Annotated in this window: 9 protein-coding genes and 1 pseudogene; 4 read left to right on the top strand and 6 right to left on the bottom strand. The window is 60.6% G+C overall.

Annotated features, from left to right (window positions below; genetic code table 11):
- Positions 1–28: 28 nt before the first annotated feature.
- From cysG to HT737_RS26095, 6 genes are all read right to left on the bottom strand, one after another.
- On the bottom strand, positions 29–1423 hold the full coding sequence (cysG, locus tag HT737_RS26120) for a siroheme synthase CysG (protein ID WP_182404280.1): 1395 nt from the start codon (positions 1421–1423) through the stop codon (positions 29–31).
- Positions 1424–2704 carry a serine--tRNA ligase gene (gene serS, locus HT737_RS26115; protein WP_003223852.1) on the bottom strand — a complete coding sequence of 427 codons (1281 nt, stop codon included), beginning with the start codon at positions 2702–2704 and terminating at the stop codon, positions 1424–1426. It abuts the gene before it with no gap.
- Positions 2705–2719: 15 nt separating this feature from the next.
- Positions 2720–3094, bottom strand: a complete 375-nt coding sequence (crcB, locus tag HT737_RS26110) for a fluoride efflux transporter CrcB (protein WP_041074221.1) — start codon at positions 3092–3094, stop codon at positions 2720–2722.
- On the bottom strand, positions 3094–4416 hold the full coding sequence (locus tag HT737_RS26105) for a replication-associated recombination protein A (RefSeq protein WP_003223849.1): 1323 nt from the start codon (positions 4414–4416) through the stop codon (positions 3094–3096). The genes crcB and HT737_RS26105 overlap by 1 nt, the downstream gene beginning before the upstream one ends.
- Positions 4417–4618: 202 nt before the next feature.
- Positions 4619–5239, bottom strand: coding sequence for an outer membrane lipoprotein chaperone LolA (gene lolA / locus HT737_RS26100; protein ID WP_041074219.1), 621 nt, complete (start codon positions 5237–5239; stop codon positions 4619–4621).
- A 66-nt stretch (positions 5240–5305) separates the two neighbouring features.
- Complete coding sequence (locus tag HT737_RS26095; RefSeq protein ID WP_182404279.1) at positions 5306–7714, bottom strand: DNA translocase FtsK; 2409 nt, start codon at positions 7712–7714, stop codon at positions 5306–5308.
- Between the two features lie 309 nt (positions 7715–8023).
- Here HT737_RS26095 and HT737_RS26090 point away from each other — a divergent pair.
- The 4 genes and pseudogenes from HT737_RS26090 to infA all read left to right on the top strand — a co-directional run.
- Positions 8024–8532: pseudogene (locus tag HT737_RS26090) on the top strand (FAD-dependent oxidoreductase); the annotation flags it as partial.
- An 89-nt stretch (positions 8533–8621) separates the two neighbouring features.
- Positions 8622–9302: a leucyl/phenylalanyl-tRNA--protein transferase gene (gene aat, locus HT737_RS26085; RefSeq protein ID WP_095666942.1), complete on the top strand. Its 681-nt coding sequence runs from the start codon at positions 8622–8624 to the stop codon at positions 9300–9302.
- A 56-nt stretch (positions 9303–9358) separates the two neighbouring features.
- Positions 9359–10066, top strand: a complete 708-nt coding sequence (locus HT737_RS26080) for an arginyltransferase (protein WP_182404278.1) — start codon at positions 9359–9361, stop codon at positions 10064–10066.
- 112 nt (positions 10067–10178) lie between these two features.
- Complete coding sequence (gene infA / locus HT737_RS26075) at positions 10179–10397, top strand: translation initiation factor IF-1 (protein ID WP_002553999.1); 219 nt, start codon at positions 10179–10181, stop codon at positions 10395–10397.
- The last annotated feature ends 573 nt before the right edge of the window (positions 10398–10970 follow it).

Raw genomic sequence — 10970 nt, 5'->3', positions numbered from 1 at the left:
GCAGGCTGCGATCTTTTTTGCTTTTGACTCAAACTTGCGCCTGAGCCCCTTCGAACCACGCCAGTTTCTCGCGCAACTGCACCACTTCACCCACAATCACCAGCGTCGGCGCATGCACTTCATGCTCCGCCACCAGGCGCGGCAGGTCCGCCAGCGTCCCGGTAAAGACCCGCTGATTGACCGTGGTGCCCTGCTGGATCAACGCTGCAGGGGTGTCCGCGCGGCGACCGTGCTGGATCAACTGCTCGCAGATCACCGGCAAGCCCACCAGGCCCATGTAGAACACCAGCGTCTGCGCCGGGGCGACGAGGTCGGCCCACGGCAGATCGGTGGAACCGTCCTTCAGGTGACCGGTGACGAAACGCACCGATTGCGCGTAATCGCGATGGGTCAACGGAATCCCGGCATACGCCGCGCAACCGCTGGCCGCCGTGATCCCCGGCACCACCTGGAACGGAATGCCATGGGCCGCCAGCTCTTCGATCTCTTCACCGCCGCGACCGAAGATGAACGGGTCACCGCCCTTCAAGCGCACCACCCGCTTACCGGCCTTGGCCAGGTCCACCAGTTGCTGATTGATCTGGTCCTGCGGAACCGCATGGTCGGAGCGACGCTTGCCGACGTAGACACGCTCGGCATCGCGACGGCACAGCTCAAGAATCGCCGGCGCGACCAAGCGGTCGTAAAGCACCACGTCGGCTTGCTGCATCAAGCGCAAGGCGCGGAAGGTCAGCAGGTCCGGATCGCCCGGTCCGGCGCCCACCAGATACACCTCACCGGTGGTGATGTCCGCCTCGCCATCAATCTTGGCCTGCAACAGACGCTCGGCCTCGGCGCCCTGCCCGGCCAGTTGCCTGTCGGCAATCGGGCCCTGGAACACGTCTTCCCAGAACCCGCGACGCTGCTGCACATCCGGCAACAGGTTTTTCACCTGATTGCGGAAACGTGCGGCAAGGCCGGCCAACTGGCCGTAAGTCGAAGGAATCCAGGTTTCGATCTTGGCGCGAATCAGCCGCGCCAGCACTGGCGCATCGCCGCCGCTGGACACCGCGATGATCAGCGGCGAGCGATCGACGATCGCCGGGAAGATCACGCTGCACAACTGCGGCGCGTCGACCACGTTGACCGGCACGCAACGTCGATGGGCATCGCTGGAGACCTGGGCGTTGAGCGTTTCATCGTCGGTGGCGGCGATGATCAGGCCGCAGCCGTCCAGATCCGCTTCCACATAACCACGCAACAGGCATTCACCACCGCTGGCAGTGACCAGTTCGCGCAGTTGCGCTTCGATTTCAGGTGCGACCACCCGCAGCAGCGCACCGGCATCGGCCAGCAGGCGGGATTTGCGCAAGGCAATTTCCCCCCCACCGACCACCAACACACGACTGCCGCGCAGGTTGTGAAACAGCGGCAGATATTTCATTTAGCCGATGACCTCAAGGCCACCCATGTACGGTTTCAGTACGTCCGGCACGCGGATCGAACCGTCGGCCTGCTGGTAGTTTTCCAGCACGGCAACCAGTGTACGACCGACCGCCAGGCCGGAACCGTTCAGGGTGTGTACCAGTTCAGGCTTGCCGGTTTCCGGGTTACGGAAACGCGCTTGCATACGGCGGGCCTGGAAGTCGCCGCAGTTGGAGCACGAGGAAATTTCGCGGTACTTGTCCTGGCTCGGAATCCACACTTCCAGGTCGTAGGTCTTCACGGCGCTGAAGCCCATGTCGCCGGTGCACAGCGCCAGGGTGCGATAAGGCAGACCCAGCAGCTGCAGGACTTTTTCGGCGTTGGCGGTCAGGCCTTCCAGCGCTTCCATCGAGGTCGACGGCTCGACGATCTGGACCATCTCGACTTTGTCGAACTGGTGCTGACGGATCATCCCGCGAGTGTCACGACCCGATGCGCCGGCTTCGCTGCGGAAGCACGGGGTGTGGGCGACGAACTTGATCGGCAGCAGTTTCGAATCGACGATTTCACCGGCCACGATGTTGGTCAGCGACACTTCGGCAGTCGGGATCAGGTACAGATCGGCTTCGCCTTCGCGAGCGATCTTGAACAGGTCTTCTTCGAACTTCGGCAACTGACCGGTGCCTTGCAGCGCCGGAGCCTGAACCAGATAAGGCGTGTAGGCCTCTTCGTAGCCATGCTCGTTGACATGCAGGTTGATCATGAACTGCGCCAGGGCGCGATGCAGGCGAGCAATCGGACCACGCAGCAAGGCGAAACGGGCGCCGGAGAGCTTGGCGGCGGTCTCGAAGTCCAGCCAGCCGAACTTCTCGCCCAGCGCAACGTGGTCTTTCACTTCGAAATCGAACTGCGTCGGCGTGCCCCAGCGGCGCACTTCGACGTTGTCGTCTTCGTCTTTGCCGACCGGTACCGATTCGTGCGGCAGGTTGGGGATACCCAGCAGGATCGAGTCCAGTTCGGTCTGGATCGCGTCCAGCTCGACTTTACCGGCACTCAGCTCGCCCGCCATGCGCTCGACGTCCGCCATCAGCGGCGCGATGTCTTCGCCGCGCTGCTTGGCCTGACCGATGGATTTGGAACGCGCGTTACGCTCAGCCTGCAGTGCTTCGGTGCGGGTCTGGACGGTCTTGCGCTGTTCTTCCAGCGCTTCGATGCGCGCGGTATCCAGGGCAAAGCCACGGGAAGCCAGGCGGTCCGCTACGTCCTGAAGGTTGCTACGTAACAGTTTGGAATCGAGCATGTCGGTTTCTCGTTATCAAAGTTTGGTCAAGGACAGGCCGGCCCATGTCGCGAGCAGCCCGCCGAATACGCTGATCGCCGCATAGCCCAGGGCCAGCGGCACTTGCCCGCTTTCCAGCAGGCGCACCGTATCCAGTGAAAAGGATGAAAAAGTCGTCAGCCCCCCGAGGAAGCCGACCATCAACCCGGCGCGCACCTCGATCGGCACCTCCGGGCGTATCAAAAACAGGCCGTACAACACGCCAATCAGCAGACAGCCCACGATATTAACGGCCAGCGTCGCGGTATAGAAGTGCCGCGGCCAATTGGCGTTGACCCAATTAGCGGTGGCGAAGCGCAACAGCGTGCCGGCGATTCCGCCGACGGAGACCGCAACAATCAATGGAAGCACTATTTTCTCCGCTGTCTTGGGCTTAAACGGTCGAGTTGAGCGAGGTGGTTGAGCTTCTCGCCGATCTTCAATTCCAGGCCACGGGGCACCGGTTGATAGAACGGGATCGGCTCAAGCTCTTCCGGGAAATAGTCTTCACCGGCAGCGTAGGCATCGGGCTCGTCGTGGGCGTAGCGGTATTCGTCGCCATAGCCCAATTGCTTCATCAGTTTGGTCGGCGCATTGCGCAAGTGCAGCGGCACTTCCAGCGAACCATACTCTGCAGCCGCGCGCAGCGCGGTCTTGAAGCCCATGTACACCGCGTTGCTTTTCGGCGCACAGGCGAGATAGGTGATGGCCTGGGCCACCGCCAGTTCGCCTTCCGGGCTACCAAGACGCTCCTGCACCTCCCACGCTGCCAGGCACAGACTTAAAGCGCGCGGGTCGGCGTTACCGATGTCTTCGCTGGCCATGCGCACCACGCGCCGCGCCAGGTACAGCGGATCGCAGCCGCCGTCGATCATCCGCGCGAACCAGTACAGCGCGCCATCGGGGTTGGAGCCGCGTACCGATTTGTGCAGCGCCGAAATCTGGTCGTAAAACGCTTCGCCACCCTTGTCGAAGCGTCGTCGGGTGTCGCCGAGCAGGCTTTGCAGGAGCTCGGTGCCCATTTCGCTGTTGTCTTCGGCCAGGTCCGAAGCGTTCTCCAGCAGATTGAGCAGGCGCCGGCCATCGCCATCGGCGGCAGACAGCAGCATCTGGAAGCCTTCATCGCTGAGGGTCAGGTTGCGCTTGCCCAGGCCACGCTCTTCGGTGAGTGCGCGGTGCACCAGTTTGCGCAGTGCTGTCTCGTCGAGGCTTTTCAGCACATAGACGCGAGCCCGCGACAACAACGCGTTGTTCAATTCAAACGAAGGGTTTTCAGTGGTGGCGCCGATGAAAATCAGCGTGCCGTCTTCAACGTAGGGCAGGAAGGCATCCTGCTGCGATTTGTTGAAGCGGTGCACTTCATCGACGAACAGAATCGTGCGCTTGCCGTACTGGCCGGCCTGCTGCTTGGCGATTTCCACCGCCTGACGGATTTCCTTGACGCCGGCGAGCACTGCCGAGACCGTTTCGAAATGCGCGTCCGAGACTTCCGCGAGCAAGCGCGCCAGGGTGGTCTTGCCCACACCCGGCGGCCCCCAGAAGATCATCGAATGCAGGGCACCCTGCTCCAGCGCCTCACGCAGAGGCTTGCCGCGAGCGAGCACGTGCTCCTGACCGACGTACTCATCCAGATTGGTCGCGCGCAAACGCGCGGCCAGCGGCTGGGCAATCGGTGCACTGCGAAACAGATCCATCACGTAGCGTTGAAACCTCTGATTGTCTGAAACCGGTTGGAATACCTGTGGACACCTGTTGGTGACCCTGTGGTGAGGGGATTTATCCCCGATGGACTACGCAGCAGTCACCTTTTTTTGGGGCTGCTTTGCAGCCCATCGGGGATAAATCCCCTCGCCACAAAAGCTCCAGGCCACAAGAACCCGACCCGGGATCCGGGGTTTATTCCTGGATAACGTCAGCACCCTTCGGGATGTCGAACTTGAACTTCGACGCCGGCACCGCTTCGTTGGCCTTGACCCCGGTGAACAGAATGTTGGTGCGCTGGCCGACGCTGTCGATCAGTTGCATGTCATTCACCAGGCCGTTGCGGAACGACAGACGCAGACTGTCGAACAGAGTGTCCTTGGTCTTCGGCTTGAGGGTGAAGTCGATCACGCCGCCCGCCTCTTTGGCACTGATCTCAAAGCTCTGGCTGATCTTCGACACGTCACCGGAGAGCAGCAGCGCCGGGGTCTGAGTCAGACGCTCGTCGAGCTTCTTGATGGTCGCCTGCTCCAGATCCGGGTCCCACAAGGTGACCTTCTTGCCGTCGGAAACCATGGTCTGCTCGTTTGGCGCTTCGGTGTGCCAGTAGAACAGGCCCGGACGCTGCAGGACCATATCACCGCGAGTTTCCTGCAACTGGGTGCCGCTGCCGTCGAGGGTCAGCTGGGAGAAGTTCGCGGTCAGGGTTTTCGATGTTTCCAGCAATTGAGTCAGACGCGCCACGTCCTTGTCATCGGCGTGGGCCGTGAGCGTGGTCAGCGCCAGTACTGGCAACAGCATGCGGATAAGACGCATGGGAGTCCTCTTGAATACTCGTTGGGAGAGCGGCGGCACATCATTGTCCCGCCTCTTGCTTGGCAATCAGTCGCGCACCGGGCCGGGGGCCAGAACTTCACGCGAACCGTTGGTGTTCATTGAGGTGACGACCCCGGCCATTTCCATGGCTTCGATCATGCGCGCGGCGCGGTTGTAACCGATCTTCAGCTTGCGCTGTACCGCAGAAATCGACGCCCGGCGGCTTTCCAGCACGAACTGCACGGCTTCGTCGTAGAGCGCGTCGGTCTCGGCATCATCACCGTCGCCACCACCGCTGCTGCCTTCAAAGCCGCTGCCCGCCTCTTCGACACCGTTGAGGATGTCATCGTTGTATGACGGTGCGCCACGCAGTTTCCACGCTTCCACCACGCGGTGTACTTCATCGTCGGAAACGAACGCGCCGTGTACCCGGATCGGCAGGCTGGTGCCCGGCGGCATGTAGAGCATGTCACCGTGCCCGAGCAGTTGCTCGGCGCCGCCCTGATCGATGATGGTCCGCGAGTCGATCTTGCTCGACACCTGGAACGCCATACGGGTCGGAATGTTGGCTTTGATCAGACCGGTGATCACGTCCACAGAAGGACGCTGGGTCGCGAGGATCAAGTGGATACCGGCGGCACGTGCCTTCTGCGCGATACGGGCGATCAGTTCTTCGACCTTCTTGCCGACGATCATCATCATGTCGGCGAATTCGTCGACCACCACAACGATGGTCGGCAGCTTCTGCAGCAATGGCGCTTCGTCGTGAATGCTTTCGCGCTTGTACAGCGGGTCGCTCAACGGCTCGCCGGCGTCCTGGGCTTCCTTGACCTTGGCATTGAAGCCCGAAAGGTTACGCACGCCCATCTTCGCCATCAGCTTGTATCGGCGCTCCATCTCGGCAACGCTCCAGCGCAGGGCGTTGGCGGCGTCCTTCATGTCGGTCACTACCGGGCACAGCAGGTGCGGAATGCCTTCGTAGATCGACAGCTCGAGCATTTTCGGGTCGATCATGATCAGTTTGGCGTCGTCCGGGCCGGACTTGAACAGGATCGACAGGATCATCGCGTTCACGCCCACCGACTTACCGGAACCGGTGGTACCGGCCACCAGCAGGTGCGGCATCTTGGCCAGGTCGGTGATGACCGGTTTGCCGCCAATGTCGTGGCCCAAGGCCAGAGTGACCGGCGACTTGAAGTTGTCGTACTCGGGGGTCGACAGCACTTCGGAGAAACGCACGATCTGCCGGTCTTCGTTGGGAATTTCGATACCGACCGTGGTCTTGCCCGGAATCACCTCGACCACGCGCACGCTGGTCACCGCCAGCGAACGTGCGAGGTCTTTGGCCAGGTTGGCGATGCGGCTGACCTTGACGCCAGCGGCAGGCTGAATTTCGTAACGGGTAATCACCGGTCCAGGATGGATCGAATCCACGGTGACTTCGACGCCGAACTCCTTGAGCTTGATCTCCAGCAAGTGGCCGACGGCAGCCAGGGATTCCGGCGAATAATTGAGTTGTTTCTTTTCCGCCGGATCGAGAATCGAGATCGGCGGCAAAGTACCTTCCACGGCGCTGTCGACGAACAACGGCACCTGTTTCTCTTTCTGCACGCGCTTGCTTGGCTCCGGTGCTTTGACCGGCGCCGGGGCGATGACCGGGGGCACCTGCTTCTCGCGATCCGACATGTGCTTGCTCAAGGCCTGCTCGCGCTCGATCAGGCGTTCCTTGACCTTGGCCTGTTCACGTTTGTCGGTGACGGTCGGCGCCACGACGTCGTGGACGCGGTCATCAACCTCACGCAGCTGCGCGACCAATTGCTTGCGCTCGGTACGGGCCGACCACCAGCGGTTGATCGCGCCCTGAAACAGTTCGAACAGGTCGAGGGTGATCTTGCCGGTGACGTCCATCACCTTGAACCACGACAGGTCGGTGAACACCGTCAGGCCAAACAGGAACAACGCGATGAACAGCAGCGTGCTGCCCTGGATATTCAGCGCGTTGCGCGCCAGATCACCGAGACTTTCGCCCAGCGCCCCGCCCGCACCCGCCGGCAGACCGGTGGCAGCATGGAAATGGATATGCGCCAGCGCAGCGCCGGACAGTACCAGGAACACCAGACCGATCAGGCGCCAGGAGAACAGCCAGCCGCTCCACTGCCACGGCTCGTGACGCTGACGGAAGATCTGGTAGGCCTTGACCGCGAGCAGCAGCGGGAAAATATATGCGAAATAACCCAGCACCATGAACAGGATATCGGCGCTGTAGGAGCCGGCCGGGCCGCCGAAGTTCTGCACGTCGTCGATCTTGCTGTTGTGGCTCCAGCCCGGATCGTCCTTGCCGTAGGTCAGCAGGGCCATCATCAGGAACAGGCACAAGGCACCGATGGCGATCAATGCACCTTCCTTGAGCCGGTAGTGCAATTGCTGGCGCCAGAGCGGAACGACTGTTTTTGGTGCTGCGGTGGATTTCTTCAAAACGCTTCTTTTCCTGCGCCCAAGGCGCGTCCATCTATTGAATGACGATAAAAAACTGCCCAATCCAGGCAGGTAAAAAAGTGAACCGGCGCATCTGAGACTACTTTTAACACTGTGCCGCAGCTTTTATAAACACAGCTATAAACACAGCGCTCTACAAATATTCTGTAACAGCCCGGCATTGTACGGGTTTGTACGGCTGATGCCATGCTTCAAACCCCATAGCTGAGCATAGCCAACCGCACAAATCCTGCGGTTCAATTTGAGCATGCATTGTCTTTTGTGACAAAGGCTTATGAGGTGTATTTGATGAACGCAGCGAAGCATTCACGCCTGATCATTCCTGGCTCCGGCCCTGCCGGCTACAGCGCCGCCGTATACGCCGCCCGCGCCAACCTCAAACCGGTGGTCATTACCGGCTTGCAGGCGGGTGGTCAGCTCACCACCGTCGAAGGCGACAATTGGCCCGGCGACGTCGAAGGCCTCACCGGCCCGGTACTGATGGAGCGCATGCAGAGACACGCCGAACGCTTTGCCACCGAGATCGTTTACGACCACATCCACACCGCCAAGTTGCAGCAGCGCCCGTTCGAACTCATCGGCGACAGCGGCACTTATACCTGCGACGCCCTGATCATCGCCACCGGCGCTTCGGCGCAGTATCCGGGACTGCCCTCGGAAGAAACCGTCGCGAGCAAAGGGGGGGGTCGGCTCGTGCGACCTGTGACGGCTTTTTCTACCGCAATCAGGCGGCCGCCGTAGCGGACGGCGGCAACACTGCCGTCGAGGAAGCCGTGTACCTGTCGAACATTGCGAAGTATCTGGACGACATTCCTGTCATTTAACGGCACACTTTATCGCGGGCCTCGGGCCCGCACCGCCCTCCCCTTCTGCAAGCCTGGACGCCATGCTGACTTGGTTACAACGCAATTCCCTGACTTTCCCGCCCTTGGAAAAGGCCATGCGCGATCCCAATGGATTGCTGGCCGCCGGTGGCGACCTGTCCGCCGACCGCCTGGTGCAGGCTTACCGACACGGCTGTTTTCCATGGTTTTCCGAGGGCCAGCCAATCCTCTGGTGGTCGCCGGATCCGCGCACCGTTCTGTTTCCCGACGAACTGCATGTCTCGCGCAGCCTCGGCAAGCTGCTGCGCAAGCAACGCTACCAGGTGACCTTCGATCAGGATTTCGCAGCCGTGATTCGCGCCTGCGCCGCGCCCCGGGACTACGCCGACGGCACCTGGATCACCGAAGCCATGCAAGACGCCTACCTCGAACTGCACCGCCGCGGCTTCGCCCACTCGGTCGAGGTCTGGGATGAGGGACAACTGGTCGGCGGCCTGTATGGCCTGGCGATGGGTCAGCTGTTTTTTGGTGAATCGATGTTCAGCCGCGCCGACAACGCCTCCAAATATGGCTTTGCCACGCTGGTGCAGCATCTGAAAGAGGCGGGATTCGTTCTGATTGATTGCCAGATGCCGACCGATCATCTGCACAGCCTCGGCGCCCGGGCGATCCCCCGCCACGAATTCGCCAACTACCTGGCCCGCCACCTGGATCAATCCAGTCGCGCCACCTGGGTTTGCTGAGCGACTTTTGCGCGCGTGGCTTACACTTAATTCACCAGCTTATCCCGAGGTTGATCATGACCGAGTTGGCGCGCTTGAAGTTCTATGCCACTCAGCCTCATTCCTGCAGTTATCTGCCCGAGGAGCAGGCGACGACGCTGTTTCTCGACCCGAGTCAGCCCATGGATGTGCACGTCTACGCAGACCTGTCGGAAATGGGCTTTCGCCGCAGCGGCGATCATCTGTATCGGCCCCATTGCCAGAATTGCAATGCGTGCGTGCCTGCACGCATCCCGGTATCGCAGTTCAACCCCAACCGCCAGCAGAAACGCATTTTCAAACGCAATGCCGATCTGCAGGTGCGCCCGGTGAAACCGCATTTCAGCGAAGAATATTTCGACCTGTACCAGCGCTATATCGAACAGCGACACGCCGACGGCGACATGTACCCGCCAAGCCGCGACCAGTTCTCGACCTTTCTGGTGCGCGACCTGCCTTTCTCGCGCTTCTATGAATTTCGACTCGACGGACGGTTACTCGCCGTTGCTGTGACCGATCTGCTGCCCAACGGCTTGTCGGCGGTCTACACCTTTTACGAACCTGACGAGGAGCGCCGCAGCCTGGGGCGCTTCGCGATCCTGTGGCAAATCGCCGAAAGCCAGCGCCTGGGGCTGGAAGCGGTGTATCTCGGATACTGGATCAAGAACTGCAAAAAGATGAACTACAAGACCCAATATCGCCCCATCGAATTGCTGATCAATCAGCGCTGGGTAATCCTGAACTAATCGCAAGCCCTAAACCCCTTGGCTTGAACCCCCTTTTTCGGGCACAATGCACGCCGCTTTTGCCTGGCGCAGTTGCACCGGGCCATTCATTGGACACCGAGGGCTTTACTGCATGTCGAAAGAAGACAGCTTCGAAATGGAAGGCACTGTCGTCGACACCCTGCCCAACACCATGTTTCGTGTGGAGTTGGAAAATGGGCACGTCGTAACCGCGCATATCTCCGGCAAGATGCGCAAGAACTACATTCGTATTCTTACCGGTGACAAAGTGCGCGTCGAGCTGACGCCCTATGACTTGAGCAAAGGGCGCATCACTTACCGCGCTCGCTAATCAAGTCAATACAAGACGCCCGGTTTATGCCGGGCGTTTTTGTTTGTCTGGGATTTGGGTTTTTGTTTTGCGGGCATATCCGTTGCTGCGGTGATGGCTTCTGGCGGTTTCGCTCTTACAGCGAGTCACCTTTTCCAAACGCCGAAAAGGTAACCCAAAAGGCTTTGCCCCGGCGTACGGCACTTCGCTGAGGCTCAGTGTTCCCTCGCTACGGTGCCCATCCGGGGGCATCGCCTACGGTTTGCTTCGCTGCACCTCCTCTCGATGTATGCGGCTTCGCCGCATGGCGCTGCGCGCCTACCCCCTGATGGACGCCTCCGCTCGGCCTGCCGAAGGGGCAAAAAATCAAAAGCCAAAGTCAAGATCAAAAGCCAGAGCCAGAGCCAGAGCCAGAGCCAGAGCCAGAGCCAGAGCCAGATCAAAAGATCGCAGCCTTCGGCAGCTCCTACAGGGGATTGGGTGTATTCAGTTAGAAATTTGGTCGGCTGTCAGGCCGCCATCGCTGGCAAGCCAGCTCCCACAGTGGGATCGGGTGTCATCAGTTAGAAATTGGTCGGCTGTCAGGCCGCCTCG

Source organism: Pseudomonas sp. MD195_PC81_125, from assembly GCF_014060985.1.
In the GTDB taxonomy this organism is placed as follows: Bacteria; Pseudomonadota; Gammaproteobacteria; order Pseudomonadales; family Pseudomonadaceae; genus Aquipseudomonas; species Aquipseudomonas parakoreensis.
Note: the sequence above shows the minus strand (reverse complement) of the source record. Positions and strands in the feature narration are given on the sequence as shown.

Coding starts and splice junctions, on each gene's coding strand:
- HT737_RS26105 (WP_003223849.1), bottom strand. CDS start 4,416: ATGGATCTGTTTCGCAGTGCACCGATTGCCCAGCCGCTGGCCGCGCGT.
- serS (WP_003223852.1), bottom strand. CDS start 2,704: ATGCTCGATTCCAAACTGTTACGTAGCAACCTTCAGGACGTAGCGGAC.
- infA (WP_002553999.1), top strand. CDS start 10,179: ATGTCGAAAGAAGACAGCTTCGAAATGGAAGGCACTGTCGTCGACACC.
- lolA (WP_041074219.1), bottom strand. CDS start 5,239: ATGCGTCTTATCCGCATGCTGTTGCCAGTACTGGCGCTGACCACGCTC.
- HT737_RS26080 (WP_182404278.1), top strand. CDS start 9,359: ATGACCGAGTTGGCGCGCTTGAAGTTCTATGCCACTCAGCCTCATTCC.
- cysG (WP_182404280.1), bottom strand. CDS start 1,423: ATGAAATATCTGCCGCTGTTTCACAACCTGCGCGGCAGTCGTGTGTTG.
- aat (WP_095666942.1), top strand. CDS start 8,622: ATGCTGACTTGGTTACAACGCAATTCCCTGACTTTCCCGCCCTTGGAA.